This window comes from Flavobacterium aquidurense, from assembly GCF_001404985.1.
GTDB lineage: Bacteria > Bacteroidota > Bacteroidia > Flavobacteriales > Flavobacteriaceae > Flavobacterium > Flavobacterium aquidurense_B.
Genome location: NZ_JRLF01000012.1, coordinates 127379 through 147702, shown reverse-complemented (window position 1 = coordinate 147702; position 20324 = coordinate 127379). Strand labels below are relative to the sequence as shown.

The 20324-nt window shown below is 34.2% G+C and carries 16 protein-coding genes; 9 read left to right on the top strand and 7 right to left on the bottom strand.

What is annotated here, in order from left to right:
• Positions 1-91: 91 nt before the first annotated feature.
• Positions 92-970 (bottom strand): helix-turn-helix domain-containing protein, encoded by an 879-nt coding sequence (locus tag RC62_RS12465; RefSeq protein ID WP_055095604.1) that lies wholly within the window; start codon positions 968-970, stop codon positions 92-94.
• 304 nt (positions 971-1274) lie between these two features.
• Here RC62_RS12465 and RC62_RS12460 point away from each other — a divergent pair, with 304 nt between their 5' ends.
• The 5 genes from RC62_RS12460 to RC62_RS12440 all read left to right on the top strand — a co-directional run bounded on the left by RC62_RS12460 (position 1275) and on the right by RC62_RS12440 (position 7789).
• Positions 1275-2411 (top strand): glycoside hydrolase family 26 protein, encoded by a 1137-nt coding sequence (locus tag RC62_RS12460; RefSeq protein ID WP_055095602.1) that lies wholly within the window; start codon positions 1275-1277, stop codon positions 2409-2411.
• Between the two features lie 38 nt (positions 2412-2449).
• Positions 2450-3841, top strand: coding sequence for an MFS transporter (locus tag RC62_RS12455; RefSeq protein ID WP_055095601.1), 1392 nt, complete (start codon positions 2450-2452; stop codon positions 3839-3841).
• 27 nt (positions 3842-3868) lie between these two features.
• Positions 3869-5059 carry a glycosidase gene (locus tag RC62_RS12450; RefSeq protein WP_055095599.1) on the top strand — a complete coding sequence of 397 codons (1191 nt, stop codon included), beginning with the start codon at positions 3869-3871 and terminating at the stop codon, positions 5057-5059.
• A gap of 5 nt (positions 5060-5064) precedes the next feature.
• Complete coding sequence (locus RC62_RS12445) at positions 5065-6255, top strand: AGE family epimerase/isomerase (protein WP_055095597.1); 1191 nt, start codon at positions 5065-5067, stop codon at positions 6253-6255.
• A gap of 247 nt (positions 6256-6502) precedes the next feature.
• Positions 6503-7789 (top strand): glycoside hydrolase 5 family protein, encoded by a 1287-nt coding sequence (locus tag RC62_RS12440; protein WP_055095595.1) that lies wholly within the window; start codon positions 6503-6505, stop codon positions 7787-7789.
• A 147-nt stretch (positions 7790-7936) separates the two neighbouring features.
• Here RC62_RS12440 and RC62_RS12435 read toward each other — a convergent pair whose 3' ends face one another.
• From RC62_RS12435 to RC62_RS12420, 4 genes are all read right to left on the bottom strand, one after another.
• Positions 7937-8893 (bottom strand): aldo/keto reductase, encoded by a 957-nt coding sequence (locus tag RC62_RS12435; protein WP_055095592.1) that lies wholly within the window; start codon positions 8891-8893, stop codon positions 7937-7939.
• A 319-nt stretch (positions 8894-9212) separates the two neighbouring features.
• A complete protein-coding gene (gene bglX / locus RC62_RS12430) occupies positions 9213-11507 on the bottom strand; it encodes a beta-glucosidase BglX (RefSeq protein WP_055095590.1) in 2295 nt (764 codons plus the stop codon).
• A gap of 289 nt (positions 11508-11796) precedes the next feature.
• The gene (locus RC62_RS12425) at positions 11797-13188 is read right to left on the bottom strand and encodes a sialate O-acetylesterase (protein ID WP_055095588.1); all 1392 of its coding nucleotides are present in this window, start codon (positions 13186-13188) and stop codon (positions 11797-11799) included.
• Complete coding sequence (locus RC62_RS12420) at positions 13178-14272, bottom strand: SGNH/GDSL hydrolase family protein (protein ID WP_055095586.1); 1095 nt, start codon at positions 14270-14272, stop codon at positions 13178-13180. Before RC62_RS12420 ends, RC62_RS12425 begins: the two co-directional genes overlap by 11 nt.
• 218 nt (positions 14273-14490) lie before the next feature.
• Between RC62_RS12420 and RC62_RS12415 the strand changes: the two genes are divergently transcribed.
• Entirely contained in the window at positions 14491-14997 is a 507-nt protein-coding gene (locus RC62_RS12415; protein WP_055095584.1) for a C40 family peptidase, read from the top strand.
• Positions 14998-15104: 107 nt separating this feature from the next.
• Here RC62_RS12415 and RC62_RS12410 read toward each other — a convergent pair whose 3' ends face one another.
• Both RC62_RS12410 and RC62_RS12405 read right to left on the bottom strand, forming a co-directional pair.
• Entirely contained in the window at positions 15105-16676 is a 1572-nt protein-coding gene (locus tag RC62_RS12410) for a murein L,D-transpeptidase (RefSeq protein ID WP_055095583.1), read from the bottom strand.
• Positions 16677-16838: 162 nt separating this feature from the next.
• Complete coding sequence (locus tag RC62_RS12405; protein ID WP_055095581.1) at positions 16839-17252, bottom strand: DUF1573 domain-containing protein; 414 nt, start codon at positions 17250-17252, stop codon at positions 16839-16841.
• Between the two features lie 163 nt (positions 17253-17415).
• On the opposite strand from RC62_RS12405, the gene RC62_RS12400 reads away from it, so the two are divergent.
• From RC62_RS12400 to RC62_RS12390, 3 genes are all read left to right on the top strand, one after another.
• Complete coding sequence (locus RC62_RS12400; RefSeq protein ID WP_055095579.1) at positions 17416-18678, top strand: sensor histidine kinase; 1263 nt, start codon at positions 17416-17418, stop codon at positions 18676-18678.
• Positions 18675-19358, top strand: a complete 684-nt coding sequence (locus RC62_RS12395; RefSeq protein WP_055095577.1) for a response regulator transcription factor — start codon at positions 18675-18677, stop codon at positions 19356-19358. The genes RC62_RS12400 and RC62_RS12395 overlap by 4 nt, the downstream gene beginning before the upstream one ends.
• A 201-nt stretch (positions 19359-19559) precedes the next feature.
• Entirely contained in the window at positions 19560-20324 is a 765-nt protein-coding gene (locus RC62_RS12390; RefSeq protein ID WP_055095575.1) for an MBL fold metallo-hydrolase, read from the top strand.

Sequence of the window (20324 nt, the reverse complement as noted above, 5' to 3'; positions counted from 1 at the left end):
CCCTCATGAATTATAAATAAAAATTAACGAATATGCGAAAAAGCAAACGATTTCGTTAAAAATAATATTTGTTTGTGCAAAAAAAGTATCACTACAAAATACGCTTTAATCCAGAAAAATCTTCTCTATATTGACTGGGCGTGCAATTTTTAATAGCTTTAAAACTACGATTGAAGTTTGCGATATTATTAAATCCCGATTTAAAAGCGACTTCAGAAACACTCATATCCTTTTCTACCAGCCAACGCGCAGCATAACCAATACGGATATCATTTATATAATTGACAAAAGTTTTTCCGGTACGTTTTTTTATAAAACGATTAAAAGAAATAATTGACATGCTGGCTACATTCGCAACATCTTCAAGAGTGATTTTATCTGCAAAATGCTTTTGCACATATTCATACACCAACTTCATTTTATCATAGTCATCAAACGTATCATAATCTACAGTATAGGTAGACAGCAAACGCTGATTTCTGGAATTCGCAAGATCATACAATAACGAAGTGATTTCTAAAAAATAGTCCATACCATCTAATTTAGAAAGCTTTACTAACCTTGGCGTCAACTCTTCGGCTACTTTTTTAGAAAATAAAATACCATGAATCGAACGATTGAACATATCCCGAATTGGATTCATAATACGTCTTGATAACAAAGACTCATGAAATAAATCATTATGAAACTGAATCGTTATTTCGTGAATTTTTTTACTGGTACATTTACTCAATTCCCAACCGTGATATAAATTAGGCCCAATCAAAACCAATTCGACATTGTCAATTTCCTCAATATTATCACCAACAACACGCTTCACTCCTTTTCCGTTTAATATGAAATTGATCTCAAATTCCGGATGATAATGTACCGGAAAATCAAAACTGTCTTTCACCCTGTCAAAAACTAAAAAACTATCGCCAGCCGAAAGTGGAGCGATTTCTCTGTAAAAATTTTTAGTATTACTCATCTTTAAAAATATTTTAGGAAGTACTTTTTGATTTTTTTTAATTGCAATAATATGATATATAATTGATAAAATAATATTAATTAGACGATAAACATCCGATTATCTTTGAAAAATAGAATTATCATTTTTATAAAAACAACATTGATAATAAACATTAATCATTTTTAATGCAATATCTTTTTATAGTTTTGATAATTTTAATCCAAAAATAGTAGTGAATTTTCGATAGGTTAAATTGATCTTTTTTAAAGACTACTATATTTATAAATTCGCAGTTACTGCACTGAACAACAAGTACATCATAATGAAAAAAAATATCCTGACGCTAATAGTTATAGTACTTATAGGTACTTCTTGTTCATCTCAACCTGTCTCAACTAATACTAATTTGTCACTTTCAGATAAAAAAGCAACAACTCAAACGGTTTCCTTATATAAAAAGCTAAACCAATTATCTCAAAAAGGCTATCTTTTTGGGCATCAGGACGATCTTGCTTATGGCGTAAATTGGAAATACGAAAACGGACGCAGCGATGTAAAAGATGTAGTGGGTGATTATCCGGCAGTTTACGGATGGGACATTGCCGGCCTCGAGAGAAATGATGCTAATAATATTGATGGTATTCCTTTTATCAAAATGAAACAATACATCGAAGAAGCACATGAAAGAGGTGGAATTTCGACAATAAGTATGCATTTTGACAATCCTGCAACCGGAAAAAGTGCCTGGAACAATACCCCAAACTCATTAAAAACTATTTTACCGGGCGGAGAAAACCATAAAAAATTTACTCTTTGGTTAGATAAAGCAGCAGATTTCTTTATTTCCTTAAAAGATAAAAAAGGAAAAAACATTCCTATTCTTTTCAGACCCTATCACGAACTTACCGGAGGTTGGTTTTGGTGGGGAAAGGGAAATTGTACTCCGGAAGAATTTAAAAACCTATGGAAATTTACTTTTGAATATCTTCAAAATAAGGGAGTTCATAATTTAATTTATATTTACAATACCAGTAGTTTTAATTCAGCAGAAGGTTTTCTGGAAAATTATCCAGGTGACGAATATGCTGATATTTTGAGTTTTGATTCCTACCAGAATAATGATGACAAAGACGGTAAAAAATTTATAGCCGAAGTGCAAAATCAGCTTAAAACCCTAAACGAAATTGGCACAAAACATCATAAACTAATTGCGATAGCCGAAGCAGGTTACGAAGCGATTCCAGACCCAAAATGGTGGACAGGAACTTTGTCTAAAGCAATTGGCGATTATAAAATATCGTATGTTTTATTATGGAGAAACCACGGCTGGCAGGAAAAAGAACAGAAAATGCATTATTACGCACCATATTCCGGCCAGATAAGCGAGAAAGATTTTGTTGACTTTTATAAACTTGACAGAACTTTATTCGAAAAAGATATCAAAAAAGCACTAAAATAATTCCCCAAATTTAACTCACAACCTTTAAAAGAAGCCTAATGCACGACAAAATTAGTTTAAAAGAAAAAATAGGTTACGGTCTTGGAGATGCTGCATCCTCCATGTTCTGGAAAATTTTCAGCATGTATCTTTTATTTTTCTACACAGATGTTTTCGGACTGGCGCCTGCTGTAGTAGGAACCATGTTTTTGATTACCCGCATCTGGGATTCCTGCTTTGATCCCATCGTTGGAATCATTGCAGACAGAACAAAAAGCAAATGGGGGAAATTCAGACCTTATTTATTATGGGTTGCCGTGCCTTTTGCCGTAATTGGCGTATTAACTTTTTACACACCTGATTTTGACGAAAAAGGAAAAATAATATATGCCTACGTAACCTATTCAGCCATGATGATGATTTATTCGTTAATCAATGTACCATACGCATCACTTTTAGGCGTAATGTCATCTGACAGAAAAGAGCGAACAACTTTATCCTCCTACAGAATGGTTTTCGCCTTTGGAGGAAGTTTATTAGCACTTTGGTTAATTGAACCTTTGGTAAACTATTTTGGAGGAAGCTTAAATTCCAAATCGGGTTGGCTGGCTACAATTTCAGTTTTTGGAGTAATTACAACTGCGTTTTTCTGGGGTTGTTTCTTCTTTACAAAAGAAAGGGTTAAACCAATATCAGATGAACAAACGAATCTAAAAGAGGATTTAAAAGATTTACTAAAAAACAAACCTTGGTGGATTTTACTTGGAGCCGGAATTGGTGCATTGGTTTTCAATTCTATCCGAGACGGAGCTGCCGTCTATTATTTTAAATATTATGTAAGCAGCAGCGTCAATTTTGATTTTTCACTTTTTGGGACAGATTTTCACATGACCCCTACGTCTATTTATTTGGTTTTAGGACAGGCAGCCAATATCATTGGAGTTATTGCCGCTACACCAATTGCGAACAAGATTGGCAAAAAGAAAACTTTTTTTGGTGCTATGGCATTAGCCGCAATTTTAAGTTTGATTTTCTATTTATTCGGGAAAGAAGATATTTTCTTAATCATGACATTTCAGGTTTTAATCAGTATTTGTGCCGGCTGTATCTTCCCGCTAATCTGGTCGATGTATGCTGACAGTGCTGATTATTCAGAGTGGAAACAAGGCCGCAGGGCAACAGGATTGGTTTTCTCTGCTTCGTCTATGTCGCAAAAATTTGGCTGGACAATTGGCGGTGCCGGAACGGGATGGCTTTTAGGATATTATGGTTTCCAGGCAAATGTGGAACAAACTGCAATAACTCAAAACGGAATTCAATTAATGCTGAGTATTCTTCCTGCCATTGCGGCAATAATATCAGTTCTTTTTATCCTGTTTTATCCCTTATCAGAAGATAAGCTTCAGATAATCGAACAGGATTTAAACGAAAAACGAGACCAAATCAATTAAAAAATACAGATACAGAAACCTATTTATATGACAGCAATAGCCACTTCAACTACATTTCAGGATAGAAAAGTAGCATTAGAAAAAGAACATAAAATACTGATAGAGCAAAAAAATGCTCCACAGGATCACGCCGGAAACGGTATATACGAACGCTACAAAAACCCTGTTGTTACAGCAGCACATGTGCCATTGAACTGGCGTTTTGACCTTAACGAAAAAACAAATCCGTTTTTACAGGAACGAATTGGAATGAATGCCGCTTTTAATGCTGGCGCCATGAAGTGGAATGGAAAATATTTGCTTGCTGTTCGTGTGGAAGGAATTGACAGAAAATCTTTTTTCGCTATTGCGGAAAGTCCAAACGGAGTAGATAATTTTAGATTTTGGGAGAAACCATGCGTGATTCCCCAAACCGAAGAACCGGACACCAACGTTTATGACATGCGTTTAATCAATCATGAAGACGGTTGGGTTTATGGTATTTTTTGCACCGAAAGAAAAGATCCGAAAGCGCCAAAAGGAGATACAAGTTCAGCTATTGCCAATGCCGGAATCGTTCGTTCGAAAGATTTGATAAATTGGGAAAGATTACCGGATTTAATTTCGAATACAGGACAACAGCGTAACGTAGTTTTGCACCCGGAATTCGTAAACGGAAAATATGCTTTATACACACGTCCGCAAGATGGATTTATTGATGTTGGAGCCGGTGGCGGAATTGGTTTAGGCTACGTTGATGATATGACAAATCCGGTTGTAAAAGACGAGAAAATTATCTTCGGAAAACAATATCATACCATTTATGAATTAAAAAATGGTCTTGGCCCAGCTCCTATTAAAACCGAAAAAGGCTGGCTGCATCTTGCACACGGTGTTCGAAATACGGCTGCAGGATTACGTTATACCCTGTATATGTTCATGACAGATTTAAACGATATTTCGAAAGTAACACACGTTCCTGCGGGACATTTTATGGGACCAGAAGGAATTGAGAGAGTTGGTGATGTATCTAATGTTTTATTCTCTAACGGATGGATCGAAGATAACGATGGAACTGTTTATGTGTATTATGCATCATCTGATACCAGAATGCATGTTGCCGTTTCATCAATAGAAAAACTGGTTGATTATGTTACAAATGCTCCCGCAGATACTTTTATTTCTGCAGGTTCAGTAAAAACAATCATCAATCAAATCGAAAAAAACAATACAATTTAATTACCGTGTCTATACAACTAAAGCAATTAAAATCTGAATTATCAGACGAACTTGATTCGATTTTAAAATATTGGTCAAAATATACTTTAGACAATAAAAATGGTGGTTTTATTGGTCAAATCGATTTCAATGATCATATTATTGCCAATATAGAAAAAGGTTCTGTTTTAAACGCCAGAATTCTTTGGAGTTTTTCGGCAAGTTATAAAGTAACCAAAAACGAAAGCCATAAAAAGGTAGCCAAACGCGCTTTTGAGTTTCTTTCAGATTATTTTTATGATATTGAATTTGGAGGTTTATTTTGGAGCATTAACGCTGATAAAACACCAAAAGACACTAAAAATCAGATCTATGCTTTAGCTTTTGCTATTTATGGATTATCTGAATATTATGCTATTTCTAAAGACGATAAAGCTTTAGAAATAGCCATAAATTTATATTTAAAAATTCAGGAACACAGTTACGATCCTGAAAACAAAGGTTATTTTGAAGCTTTAACCCGCAACTGGCAGCCTATCGAAGATTTGCGTTTGAGCGATAAAGATGCCAATGAAAAGAAAACCATGAATACACATTTGCATATCGTTGAAGCATATGCCAATTTGTATAAAGTCTGGAAAGACAAAAAGCTAAAAAGTGACATTGTTGAAATATTAGAGACAATAGAAAAACATTTCATTAATATAGAAACAGGACATTTACGATTATTCTTTAATGAAAACTGGATCGAAAAACCAGATGTTATTTCGTATGGTCATGACATTGAAGCTGCGTGGCTTTTACTGCAATGCGCACAAATTTCTGAAGATGAAACGTTGATTGCCAATTATACCAAACACGCCATTCAAATGGCTGAAGTTACCAGAGAAGGATTAGATTCTGATGGTGGTTTATGGTACGAATTAGATCCTGAAAAGAAAGAGTTAGTTGCCGAAAAACATTGGTGGGTTCAGGCCGAAGCTCTAATTGGTTTTTACAACGCTTATCAATTAACAGGTGATGAAACGTACTTAAAAATTGTTTATAAAAACTGGGATTTTATAAAAAAATACATTTTGGACAAAGAAAACGGAGAATGGTTCTGGGGAATTAATCGTGACTATTCTTTGATCGAAAAAGACAAAGCCGGATTCTGGAAATGTCCATATCATAATAGTCGGGCTTGTTTGGAATTAATTGATCGTATTAAAGTATAAATTGATAATTAACGCTTTTTATGTCATCCCGAGGAACGAGGGATCCCACTAGAAACTCCGAAATCAAAATCGCCAATCTTTGTAGAATCCCTTGTGTGATTTCTCCTTCGTCGAAATGACAAGATTATGACAAACTAAAAAACGAAAATCCCTAGCCCTGATAGAAGTGGAAATCCTTTTGTTTTTTTTCTTTAAAAAAATAAAAGATTGAAACGGATAGCAGGATTAGCTCCTAAAAAAACAACTAATGAAAAATAAATTTCTAAAAACTCTTGTATTCGGTTTAATGCTTTGTGCAATTGCTTGTCAGGCGCAGGAAAGAATTACGGTCAAAGGAACGCAATTTTATAAAGGAAATAAACCGTACGCATATATTGGAACCAATTATTGGTATGGAAGTTTACTGGCTTCGAAAAAAGTGGGCGACAGAAAAAGATTGCTTCGTGAATTGGATTTGATGCAGAAAAACGGAATTGACAATCTCAGAATTCTCGTTGGTGCTGATGGCGGAAAATACGATTTTACAGTTCGCCCAGCGTTGCAATACGAACAGGGAAAATACGATGATGATTTGCTTGACGGGTTAGATTTTTTGATCAGTGAAATGAGCAAACGCAAAATGTATGCGGTTTTATATCTAACCAATAACTGGGAATGGTCCGGCGGAATGTCACAATATTTAGAGTGGAATGGCAAAGGCGCAATTCCGGTTCCGAATATTGCTCCCAATACCTGGCCTCAATTTATGGCATATACAGAACAATTTCATAGTTGTGAACCTTGCATGAAAGCTTTAGAAAATCATGTGAGATTTATTATTGGAAGAACCAATAAATACTCTAAAAAGAAATATACTGAAGATAATACGATTATGGCGTGGCAAGTGGGTAATGAACCACGATTATTTACTGTAGAAAATGAAACAAAATTTACGATTTGGTTGAATAACATTGTAAATCTGATTGACAGCCTGGACAAAAATCATCTGGTTTCAACAGGTTCTGAAGGGAAAAACAGCTCGAACGACAGCATGGAAATTTTTGAAAGAACACACCAAAATCCTAACATTGATTATTTGACCATGCACATCTGGCCTAAAAACTGGAATTGGTTCAAGGCAGATAATCCAGAAAAATCAATGCCAACAACACTTGAGAATGCAGGTAAATATATTGACGATCACATTAAGGTCGCTAACAACCTAAAGCGTCCGATTATTATTGAAGAATTTGGTTTAGGAAGAGAAAACGAAAGTTTAGTGGCAACTGCATCAACATTAAACAGAGATGTTTTTTACAATTATATTTTTAGCAGAGTTGCCGAAAGCGTTAAAAATAATGGTCCGTTACAAGCCGCTAATTTTTGGGGATTTGGTGGAGAAGGAAAAGCAGTAACTCAAGATGGAAAATGGAATCCGGGAGATCCGTTAACTACAGATCCTCCGCAAGAACCACAAGGATTGAATTCGGTTTTTTCTACAGATAAATCGACTTTGGATATTGTGAAGAAATACAATTTACAATTGAAAAAATAGATAAAGCAAACCTTTATACATTTTAAACCCGACAGTCCCGAAGCCTCGGGATAAAAACCTGTCGGGTTTATTTATGCACAACGGAGACGCACTGCTGTGCGCCTCTACAATATGCGCATGTACAATTTACATTTTACAGAATACATTTTACTCCAATATCTTTTCAATTGCATTCAATTCATCATGAGTAAATTCCAGACTTTGTAAACAATCAATATTATTGTTCAATTGCCTAACAGAACTTGCCCCAACTAAAACCGATGTAATTCGTTTATCCTTTTGCAGCCAGGCTAAAGCCATTTGTGCTAAAGACTGATTGCGATTTTGAGCAATTTCATTCAGCTGAACTAATTTTTGAATGCGTTCCTGAGTTACCTCATCTTCTTTTAAATGTCCGTTTGGGTTATGTGCTCTGGAGTTTTCAGGTATTCCATTCAGATATTTATCTGTTAAAAGTCCTTGTGCCAAAGGCGAAAAGGCGATACATCCTACTCCTTTTTCTTCCAGAACATCTAATAAACCATTTTCGACCCAACGCTCTAACATTGAATATTTTGCCTGATGAATCAAACATGGCGTTCCTAATTGCTTCAGGACATCAACCGCTACACGAGTTTCTTCAGCCGAATAATTACTGATTCCTACATATAACGCTTTTCCACTTCTTACGGCATAATCAAGCGCCATCATAGTTTCTTCAATTGGAGTTTCAGGATCTGGACGATGTGAATAGAAAATATCGACATAATCTACTTTCATTCTTTTCAGGCTCTGATCTAAACTCGATAACAAATATTTCCTGGAACCCCAATCTCCGTAAGGCCCGTCCCACATGGTATAACCCGCTTTAGTCGAAATGATAATTTCATCACGAAGATTTCCCTGAAAATTATGCCATAGAATTTTACCAAAATTAGTCTCTGCAGAACCCGGAACCGGTCCGTAATTATTTGCCAAATCATAATGCGTAATTCCTTTATCAAAAGCTTCTACAGCAATACTTTCTGCATTATCAAAATTATCTACAGAACCGAAGTTATGCCACAATCCCAAAGAAATTTCAGGTAGTAATAGTCCGCTTCTTCCACATCTGTTATATTTCATTATTTTAGTTTAATTGGTTGGAGTTTTAATAGGTTTTAAAGGTAGAAAAATATCAAAAGTTATTAATTCAAAAGTTGTGTTTTTTTTAATCTCGCAAAGACGCAGAGACGCAAAGTTTTTTCGCCATGATTCACGAATCTTAAGATTGAATAGCGTCCATCTTTAGCTGGATGAAAATATAAACGCTAACAAAAGGGCTTTAGCCAAACTTTATAGTTGGGCTAAAACCCTTTTCTATTCAAATGTTATTCTCTAGCTAAAGCTAGGGTCTATTCAAAAAAACTTTGCGCCTCTGCGTCTTTGCGAGATTATTTCTTCACTATTTCAATTCAAAGCCACTCGTTAAACCAGTATCTGAACTTCCTCCAACCATAATTTTAAAAGTTCCCGGTTCAACTAAATAATTTCCATCATTATCATAAAACCCTAATTCTTTTTCTGTCAAAGTAAAAGTTACCGTTTTAGTTTCTCCTTTTTTCAAATTCACCAATTCAAAACCTTTTAGTTCTTTTATTGGTCGCACAATACTGGCGTATTCATCGCGAATATATAATTGTACGACTTCTTTACCGTCATAATTTCCGGAGTTGGTTACAGCAACACTAACTTGTACGTTCTCCCCTTTTGCAAAAGCAGTTTTATTTAATTTTAAATCTTTATAATCAAACTTCGTATAACTCAATCCAAAACCAAAAGGATATTGAGGTGTTTTCTCCACATCCATATAATGTGACCAAAACACATTTTTATCGCTGTCTATTGGTCTTCCTGTACTGTATTTATTGTAATAAACAGGAACCTGACCCACATTTCTCGGGAACGACATTGGCAATTTTCCACTCGGATTATAATCGCCGTATAAAACCTGTGCAACTGCATTTCCGGTTTGAGTTCCTAATTGCCAGGCTTCTACAATAGCCGGAATATTTTCTGCTGCCCACGGAATACTCAACGGACGACCATTATTTAAAACCAAAACCACATTTGGATTTACTTTATAAATTTCTTCTAACAATTCCTGTTGCAATCCCGGCAAATTCAAGTCTGTTCTGCTTCTGCCCTCACCGCTTTGAAATCCGTATTCTCCTAAAACCATTACGACAACGTCAGCATTTTTCGCAGCTGTTTTAGCGGCTTCAAATCCACTTTTATCAGTGGTATTAAAAATAGTTTCTGTTAAAAAAGTAGCTTTTTGCGAAAGCAAATCGGCACCCTTTTCAAAAACCAATTGATTGTCTTTGTATTGCTTCATTCCTTCTAAAACCGAAACGGCTGTATTATCATCTGCAGCAATTCTCCAGCTTCCAAGAGGACTATTTTTATCATTTGCCAAAGCACCAATCAAAGCAATTTTTTGTCCTGATTTTTTCAGTGGAAGCAAATTCTTTTCGTTCTTCAACAATACGATAGATTTCTTCGCCATATCCAAAACGCCGTCATTATTGGCTTTGCTTCCCACAACTTCTTTTTCGCGTTTTTCATCACAATATCTATATGGATCATCAAACAAACCAAGTTCAAATTTTACACGCAAAATTCTGCGAACCGCATCATCAACTAAACTCTCTTTTACTTTTCCATCTTTTACCAAAGCTACTAATTTTGCCACATACAAATACGATTCCATGTCCATGTCAGAACCGGCAAGTACAGCTTTTGCAGTAGCATCTGCTTCGTCTTTTGCATATCCATGCGCAATCATTTCTCGAATCGAAGCATAATCTGAAATCACAAAACCATCAAACTTCCATTTTCCTTTCAGAATATCTCTTTGCAAGAAAACATTTCCAGTTGCCGGAACGCCATTCAAGGTATTAAACGAATTCATAAACGTACGAACTCCCGCCTGAACCGTTGCTTCAAAAGGAGGCAAAACTGAGTTGTATAATTTTGAATTACTAATATCGACAATATTATATTCTAATCCCGCCTCTACATAACCGTAAGCCGCAAAGTGTTTTGCACAAGCCGCAATCGTATTTACTTTAGCCAGATCAGCAATTGTTTCACCCTGAAAACCATGAACTCTGGCAATTGCAATTTTACTGCCTAAATACGGATCTTCTCCTGCACCTTCCATCACACGACCCCAACGCGCATCATTTGCCACATCAACATTAGGTCCAAAAGTCCAGTTAATTCCAGATGCCGAAGCTTCATCAGCCGCAATGGCTGCCGATTTTTTAATTGCTTCCAGATCCCAACTCGCGGCTTCTGCCAACGGAATTGGGCTCAACGTTTTATAACCATGAATCACATCAAAACCTATAATCAACGGAATTCCTAATCTTGTTTCTTCAACCGCAATTTTCTGAACAGCACGAACTTCTTTTACACCTCGAACAGTAAGCATCGAACCTACCCATCCTTTTCGTAAATGTTCGTATTTTAGTTCAGCACTTCCACCTTTTGGAGCTGGTCCCGTTACATCCCAAAATCCGTTATATTGATTCATCTGCCCCACTTTTTCCTCTAATGTCATCAAAGGCAAAAGCAAATCAATACGTTGTTCAATCGTTTTATTTTTATCCAGATAAGGCTTTTTTTGTGCATTCATATTTCCAACAGTAAACAGGGCAAAAACCCCGATAGTTATTATTTTTTTATTTTTCATAATGGTAATGGTCAGATAGTTTATTTTAAAAGCAATAAGGTTTTGAGGCTTTGAGATTCTAAGTTGCTAAGTTTTACATTTTGGTCGTGTCCCTTCGGGTCGGGCTATTCGCTACAAGTCCTCGCGCTTCCTTCGTCAGGCTGTGGGCTTTTCACTGCTATCCCTCACGCAATTTACAGATATTCCTCGTTCCTAAGAATGACAAAAAAACTATAAAGCACTCTTGAAGAGATAAAAAAATAAAATCCACATCAATCCGTTACATCAGTACAATCCCTGAACAAATTCTTTATTCAGAAATAAAACAAGAAGCCGGCAAATTCGCTTTATTAAACAAATCAGACTGAATTGTATTTCCCCATGCAAATCTCACTTTTGCAGGATTTAGAACTTTTTTACTCACCAAAATCACTTGATTGTTTTTTATCGAAGCTTCTGCAGGATAGAAAACTCCATCAGCTCCGGCGACTTCAAATTGATTCGAAGTTTTGTTTTTAAAATACAATCCATCAGCATAATCAAACGAAACGATTGCTTGGTTCTTGTCAATTTGAAAATCTTTATAAAGCGGACTATTCACCAGACTGGAATTTAGTACTGAAACCTCATGATAAGTTTCTGCCAAAGCCAGATTTGCCAAACGAATCCCAACTGACTTTTTATTCTTAGGATGAATATCTATAGTATCCGAAACATCGCTGATCACCACAATTCCGGTTTTATTAACTTCTTTCAGTACTTTCCGTTGAGAATTTCTTACCGTAACATTCGAAAAATTATTAGAACCCGTTTTATATGGCGCAATTTGAACGAAATAAAATGGGAATTCATCTTGCCAGGCTTTTCTCCAGGAAGTAATCAAAGCCGATAAAGTTTGATCATAAACCAATGAACCCACATTCGATTCGCCCTGATACCAAAGTGTTCCTGCAATTTTAAAACCAATAAGCGGGTAAATCATTGCATTATAGGCACGTCCGGGTTGGCGTGGCCCATATTCTTGTTCGTTCAGTTTTTTAGCATTTTCTAATAAAACAGGATCATTCTGCACCACTTCTTCGGGCATCCAGATTTCAGCAGGAGTTCCGCCCCAATTAGACGAAATTAATCCGATAGGAACATTTTTTAAATCTTCTTGTAAACGCTTGGCAAAAAAATAGCCAATTGCGCTAAAGTATTTCATAGTTTCCGGAGTCGATTCGACCCAGTTTCCTGATAGATTATTTTGAGGAGTTGTCGCCGTTAGTTTCGGGACAGTAAAAAATCGAATGTTCGGATTTGTCGAATTTTTCATTTCTTGCTCTCCATTATCTATTCCCCAGCTTACAGACATTTCCATGTTAGATTGTCCGGAACAAACCCAAACTTCGCCAATCAGGATGTTTTTAAGCACAACTTCGTTATATCCTTTTATAGAAATCGTGTAAGGTCCTCCTGCTTCAGGTGTTTTTATATGCAATTCCCATTGTGCCTGATTATTGGCTATTACTTTATATTCCTGATTGTTCCAGCTCGAAACTAATTTGATTTCCTCTTTTGGATTTGCCCAACCCCAAATTTTCACTTCAGAGTTGCGTTGTAAAACCATATTATCGCCAAAAATAGTCGGAAGTGTAACGTTTGCCATCATAGTACTGGAAATCATCAGAATGAAAACAAACTTAAATATATTATTTTTCATTTAGTAACTTTTTTAAAAACGGAGCGTATTCCTCTGCCAGAACTTTATGATCTGCCACATCAGGATGTCCGCTGCAACCGTTTGGAGTCATTGGTTTAAATTTAAAAATCAACACAGGTTTATGCGTTTTATCAGATTCAAAAGCGGCTTTTACTTTATTCAGGCAATCTTCAAAAACAATTCCTCTTTCTCCACCAACCATTGGGCTGTTTGTAATCACTATTTGTACTTTCGGATTGTGTTTATACAACATTTTAATAAAGTTGATGTAATTCAAAACGTACTTTTCAGGATTAAAAGGCATACGTTCTTTTTTACCATCTCCACCTGAAAAATCATTGGTTCCTAATGCAATACTGATAATATCAGGCTGAAAAGCAAAATCATATTTAGGTTTAGAATTGTCTTTCGTCAAATATAAATTCTGGTAGACATCCGGCATAATGGCTTCGTCTTTATTCTCATCGTTCCAATTTCTATACATGCCAATTCCTGAAACAGAACTCATCAAATAATCAACACCAATTGCACGGGAAAGTACTGGTCCGTAAGCATAATAGCCATTATGATGATCAAAATATTCTCCTTTATCACACGGAATATCAGACGGATCGCTTGCCGCTCCGCAAGTAATGGAATCGCCTATAAATTCGATTTTCTTTTTCTTTTTAGAAGTAAGAGAAGTTAGTTTTGCTGTAGTTCCTGCAAATAGAATTCCGCCACTGTGTGCTTCTGTAGTTTTATAGATTTCGAGTGTATGAACTTTTTTATTTGAAGTTACTTTTATTGGAAATACTTGCTGTGCCCCTTTTTCGATTCTGAGTTTCCCAATATATTTCCCGTCTAATACTAAAGAAACATAATTATGATGTTCCCATGAATCAACACTTTGCAAAGAAATTGAGCATTTATTTCCTATAAAATTAAAAGAAACGGAAGAAGCAGTTCCAATTAATATTACAGTATTATTTTCAAGTTTTTCTACACGACCCTGATAAAGAAAAGTATTTGTTTTGCTTTGTGAAATTGAAACAATTGAAATCAGCAAAAATGAAATTAAAAATGATATTTTTTTGAGAAACATAATTTATTTGTTAAATATAAATACGATTCACAAATATATCTGAAAAACGACATACAGAAAGATACTAAAACATCAAAAAGCAATAAAAAAACACCAAAATATAATATATCTTTTTGCGTTTTATAATGAATAGCAAAATCTAATAACGAACTATTGCTTTGATAATCAAAAGCAACGGGTTATCTTTATTCACTAATCTTCTGATTTAACTTCAAAAAATGAAATCAAGCCTTTCTATATTATTACTTTCTGCCGTATTATGCTCTTCTTTTACTTGTAAAAAAACAAATAAAACCGAAATAATTCAAATTCAGGAAAAATCAACTAAAATCGAGCGTGCTTCTATTGTTAAATATGCTAAAAATTACTTAGGAACACCTTATTTATATGCAGGAAATGATCCTAAAAAAGGATTTGATTGTTCTGGTTTCGTAAATTATGTTTTTAAAAATTACGGCATCACTTTACCAAGAAGTTCAAGTGGTTACAAGAATATAGGAACAAAGTTATCTCCTGAAGAATTTAAAGTGGGAGACGTTTTAGTTTTTTATGGCTATAAGGATAAAACTATTATTGGGCATTTGGGAATCATCTGTGAGGCAAATGGTATGCACTCCAAATTCATTCACGCGTCATCCGGAAAAGCCGGCAGCGTAACGATTAGCGATCTGGACTCAGATCATTACAGCAAACGTTACTATAAGTGTGTTGATGTACTTCCTTGATTTTTTTACCACGAATTACACAAATTTTCGCGAATTAATTTTTTAGCATTTGTAAATAATAAATTAGTGCAAATTCGTGAAATTCGTGGCAAAACCTCTCGTAGATTTTATTCTTCGGTAAGTAATTTTATCAAACTTTCATCTCGATTATAAACATCTTTATAAAAGTTCAAATTGCCGTCACGATCTACCCAAGCGGTAAAATACCCAATATAAACCGGAATTTTCTTTTTTAAAGTATACCAGCTTTCTTTACCGGCGTGCATTGCTTTATCGATTCTCTCCGGAGTCATACTTGGATCTTGTTTTAAAATTTCTATTGCTAATTCTCTAGGTTTTCCTACGCGGACGCAACCATGACTAAAAGCCCTGTTTTCTCTTTCGAACAAACTTTTTGCCGGTGTATCATGCAAATAAATATTATTTGAATTCGGGAATAAAAACTTCACCAAACCAAGCGAATTGTTTTTTCCTGGTAACTGACGAACTGCACCATTATTCCATTCCAGATTTTTCTGGGCTAAATAATTTTTATTTTTAGCCATTCCGGGTTTTATCTCACTTTTGATAATGCTTGGAGGCACATTCCAATACGGACTAAAGACGATATTATTCATCATACCGCTAAAAACAACCGTTTTTGTCATTGCTTTTCCTACCACAACTGGCGAAACAAAAGCAATTTCATGATTTCGAATTAAGTATAATCTAAATTCCGGAATATTAACTTCAATGTATTCTTTACCTTTTTCAAGTTCAGGATCAATCCATCTGCAACGCTCCATGTTTGCAATGATTGTTTTAATTCTATCCGAAACAGGAATATTCAATTCTGCAATATGTTCCGGTAAAATGGTGTTTTTAGGCGTTAACCCGTGATGTAATTCGTAGCTTCTAATTGCTTTTATCAAAACAGAATCACAAATATTGCTTTTGCTGTTTTCTTTAAGATCACTCGTTATATAAAGTCTTTCTCTAATTTGCCCAATTGCAGCAACAGAATCTCCTAATTTAAGGCTTTTAAAATCTTCATCGGTTTCAATAGTTTTCCATCCTCCTTTTTTCTCAATTTCCCTGTATTTATGAAGTGCATCACGTAGCTTATAATATTGGCTGAACATTTTGCTTTTTTTGTCGTCGCTAATAGTAGATTTTTTATAAATAGAATCTGAAAAAACCTGATAGTTTACTTTTTTACGGGGTAAAAGCCATTCTAATGATCTGGTCGTTTTTTCATCTACGCCAGAAACTTTCTGAACATAATAAAAATACAAATTTGAAATCATCAAATCGGTGTCAGTTTGTGATAATTTATTTTCCGCCGTATGCTCAAAAATAGGATTGATTTTTTCTTTATAGGGAAAATTAGCTTTCAAACCTTCCTGATCCAGCCCTTTATATTTATCAAACAAGGTATTTCCATATTCGACCACTCCTCTATTATCCAGCCATAACTGAGTAGATTTGTTTTTCTTGTATAAAGCCAGAACTTCATTCTGAAATTTTATCAATTTAGGATATGTTTGATAAAATGAAGTAATTTTTACACTGTCGATTGTAATTTTAAGTTCAGGAATCGCTTTTTCTGTAGTCTTTAATTCTTTTTTTTCTGCTTTTTTATTACATGAAACAACACTTAAAAGAAGCACAACAGCTACAAGCGAATGCAAAATTTTCATAATCTTTTTTTTAATAAAAATAGAAAAGTTTTGATGAAAACAAAGCATTTCAGAAAAAAATAATATTGCCTTTATAATCTTTTCCACTTTAGAAAAAGGTATAAAAAAGACTCCGGATACATTATATATCCGGAGCTGCCACTTTATAACCAACCTTTATTTTTAAATTACTGTTCCTTTTAAAGTAAGTATTTTGGGAGCTGTTTCTGCACTTGTTGTTACAGTTACTGTTTTTGTAAAGCCGCCTTTGTTTGCTGCATTATACGTTGCTGTTACTTTAGCTGATTTACCAGGTAAAATTGGCTCTTTTGTGTAATCTGTTGCTGTACAACCACAAGATCCCTGAACGTTTGTAATTACAACTGCCGTTTTTCCTGTATTTTTAAATTCATAAACAATTGCTTTTGGCGTTCCCTGAGGAATTTGACCTACATCAATAGTTTCTGCTTTCCATACAATTGTAGAAGCTGTTGTTTCATTTTTTGTTTCAGCAGCAATCGATTTGATTGGCGCAATTGCTGAAAAAGACATTAAGCTTAAAGCTAAAGCTAACATCGAAATTTTAATCATTTTCATAGTTATAGATATTAATGGTTTATAGTTCTAATTTTGTTTTACAAAGATAATTCAGACAAATTCAAACCGCTGTTAACCGCTTTCAAATCTTTGTTAACGACTTGTTAATAGCTGTTTTTAAGCTTAAATTTGATTAATATTACATTTTAAAAACACCTTTTTCTTGAAAATAAACAAACTCAATAGTATTATCCTTCTGGGACTTGTTGCCATTATTAGTATTCTGGTTGCACAATTGCTTTGGACAAAAGAGGCTTTTACTTTAGAACAAAAGAAACTGAGCCAGAAAGTAAATATTGCTTTACTTGAAGTTGCCAGAAAACTATATGAAGGAAAAGATCACGAATCATCCTGTCAGAATCCTGTACAAAAAATATCAAACGACTATTATATTGTAAATATCCAGAACGATTTTGAACCGGATATTTTAGAATTCTATTTGAGATCAGAGTTTAAAAAAATGAATATTATAACTGATTTTGAGTACGCAGTATATAATTGTCAAAGTGATGAAATGGTCTACGGAAAATACATTTCATTTTCTGAAAAAGAAAAAGCTAAAAGAACAGTTTCTTTCCCTAAGCATAAAAACTTAGTGTATTATTTTGCGATTCGATTTCCCAACGAAACTACTTATCTATTTAGTTCAATGCGTTTTTGGTTTGTCCTTTCGATTGCATTAATACTTATTTTATTGATCTATGTATATTCGATATTTACGCTTTTACAGCAAAAGAAATATTCTGAATTACAACGTGACTTTATCAACAATATGACACATGAATTCAAAACGCCATTATCTTCCATTTTAATTGCTTCGAAATATTTAAGTGAACAAAATCCGATTAAAGACGACAAAAAACTTCATACATACACGAATATAATTATCAATCAGAGTCATAAACTGAACAATCATATTGAGAAAATTTTAAATATTGCCAAATCAGATTATGCCCCGTTAGAACTAAAAAAAGAAACAGTTTTAATTGTTCCTGTTATCGAAGAAACTATCGAAAATATTCAGTTGAAATATCCTGAAGCTTCTATAAATTTAGAAATGATTTCTGGTGATTATCAAATAGAAACTGATGTTTTTCATTTTTCAAATCTGGTTTATAATTTACTTGATAATGCTATTAAATACAGTAATGAGAAACCGGAAATCATAATTGGAATTGCACCCGAAAATTCGACTTTAAAACTGGAATTTATCGATAACGGAATTGGAATTGCTCCTAAAAACTTGTCTTTTATCTTTGATAAGTTCTATCGCGCACAAAACGAGAAAAGCAACGAGGTAAATGGTTTTGGACTTGGTTTGTATTATGTAAAAGAAATTTGCAACTTGCATAACTGGAAAATAAAAGTCGAAAACAACGCTACAAACGGCATTACAATAACTTTGTCTATTCCTTATAAAAAATGAAACAATTCAAAATACTTTATACCGAAGACGATGAAACACTTGCGTTTTTGACCAAAGATAATCTGGAACAAAACAATTATGAAGTGATTCATTGCTGCGACGGAAAATTGGGTTTGGAAACCTTTAAAAAAGAAAATTTTGACATTTGTATTTTTGATATCATGATGCCAAAAATGGATGGTTTTGAATTGGCTACAGAAATCAGAAAAATAAATACTGATATCCCGATTATTTTTCTCTCTGCAAAAACATTAAAAGAAGATCGGATTAAAGGTTTGCGACTGGGCGCTGATGATTATTTGGTAAAACCTTTTAGTATTGAAGAATTGCTGCTGAAAATCGAAATATTTCTAAAACGTTCTCAGAAAAGTATTCCTGTAGACAAATCTGTTTATGAAATTGGAAAGTATCAATTTGACACGAATAATTTTATTCTTTTTAACGAAAGTGAAAAAATCAGTCTTACACAACGCGAAGCTGAATTGTTGAAATTATTTCTGGACAATAAAAATTCCGTTTTAAAAAGGGAACAAATCTTAACCTCACTTTGGGGAACTGATGATTATTTTATGGGAAGAAGCCTGGATGTTTTTATTTCGCGGCTGCGTAAAATTTTAATTAATGAGAAAGGTATTTCTATAGAAAACCTTCACGGAATTGGATTTAGATTTACGATGTAGTTTTTTTGACTTTCAAAGCTTTTACAATAAACAAGAAAAAGCAATTTTCGCTTAATTGACCTTTAAATAAACACAATACATTCAAAATACTTATAATAATTGCGTAATTCTAAAAAATTATATTTTTAATACAAATAAGGAAAAAACTGTAAAATTAATTTTAAAAAACTTTCGTATTTTTAATATCTAATTTTCCTCGATATGAAATTACATCATTTACGCAACGCCACTTTAGTTATTGAAACTGAAACCGATGTTATATTGGTTGATCCAATGTTGGGAAAAAGAAAAACGATTCCTCCTTTTACGATTTTTCGTTATAACCCCCATAGAAATCCACTTGTTGCTTTACCCAAAAATAGCAGAGATATTTTAAGCAGAGTTACTATTTGCCTGATTACACATTTACATCCGGATCATATTGACAAAGCAGGAGAAGTTTTTCTACGACGTAAAAGTATTCCGGTAATTTGCAGTACAAAAGATCAAAGTGCTTTAACTGCACGAGGTTTAAACATAATACAAAGTTTAAATTATTGGGAACCACAAGAATTTTTAGGAGGCAGAATTATAGGAATTCCAGCTATTCATGGCTACGGATTTATTGCGAAATTTATGGGAAACGTTATGGGTTTTCATATCGAATTGCCTAATGAGAAATCAATATACATAAGCTCTGACACCATTTTTACGGAACACGTACAAAAAGTTCTGGTCGAATTTAAACCAGAAATTGCAGTCGTAGCTTGCGGAACAGCAAGATTAGATATTGGTCAGCCTTTATTAATGCGAATGAATGATATCCTGAAATTTGTTGCTTTAGCGCCTAAGTATATTTTAGCCAATCATTTAGAAGCTTTAAATCATTGCCCAACAAAAAGATCTGAATTGAAATTCGCTTTAGAACAAAACAATCTTTTTCATAAAGTTTCGATTCCGGAAGATGGCGAAATTGTTTCTTATTGA

What these genes read in the sequence shown, in the direction of transcription:
- RC62_RS12465 (WP_055095604.1), bottom strand. Translation starts at nt 970, where the DNA reads ATGAGTAATACTAAAAATTTTTACAGAGAAATCGCTCCACTTTCGGCT.
- RC62_RS12460 (WP_055095602.1), top strand. Translation starts at nt 1,275, where the DNA reads ATGAAAAAAAATATCCTGACGCTAATAGTTATAGTACTTATAGGTACT.
- RC62_RS12455 (WP_055095601.1), top strand. Translation starts at nt 2,450, where the DNA reads ATGCACGACAAAATTAGTTTAAAAGAAAAAATAGGTTACGGTCTTGGA.
- RC62_RS12450 (WP_055095599.1), top strand. Translation starts at nt 3,869, where the DNA reads ATGACAGCAATAGCCACTTCAACTACATTTCAGGATAGAAAAGTAGCA.
- RC62_RS12440 (WP_055095595.1), top strand. Translation starts at nt 6,503, where the DNA reads ATGAAAAATAAATTTCTAAAAACTCTTGTATTCGGTTTAATGCTTTGT.
- RC62_RS12435 (WP_055095592.1), bottom strand. Translation starts at nt 8,893, where the DNA reads ATGAAATATAACAGATGTGGAAGAAGCGGACTATTACTACCTGAAATT.
- bglX (WP_055095590.1), bottom strand. Translation starts at nt 11,507, where the DNA reads ATGAAAAATAAAAAAATAATAACTATCGGGGTTTTTGCCCTGTTTACT.
- RC62_RS12425 (WP_055095588.1), bottom strand. Translation starts at nt 13,188, where the DNA reads ATGAAAAATAATATATTTAAGTTTGTTTTCATTCTGATGATTTCCAGT.
- RC62_RS12420 (WP_055095586.1), bottom strand. Translation starts at nt 14,272, where the DNA reads ATGTTTCTCAAAAAAATATCATTTTTAATTTCATTTTTGCTGATTTCA.
- RC62_RS12415 (WP_055095584.1), top strand. Translation starts at nt 14,491, where the DNA reads ATGAAATCAAGCCTTTCTATATTATTACTTTCTGCCGTATTATGCTCT.
- RC62_RS12410 (WP_055095583.1), bottom strand. Translation starts at nt 16,676, where the DNA reads ATGAAAATTTTGCATTCGCTTGTAGCTGTTGTGCTTCTTTTAAGTGTT.
- RC62_RS12405 (WP_055095581.1), bottom strand. Translation starts at nt 17,252, where the DNA reads ATGAAAATGATTAAAATTTCGATGTTAGCTTTAGCTTTAAGCTTAATG.
- RC62_RS12395 (WP_055095577.1), top strand. Translation starts at nt 18,675, where the DNA reads ATGAAACAATTCAAAATACTTTATACCGAAGACGATGAAACACTTGCG.
- RC62_RS12390 (WP_055095575.1), top strand. Translation starts at nt 19,560, where the DNA reads ATGAAATTACATCATTTACGCAACGCCACTTTAGTTATTGAAACTGAA.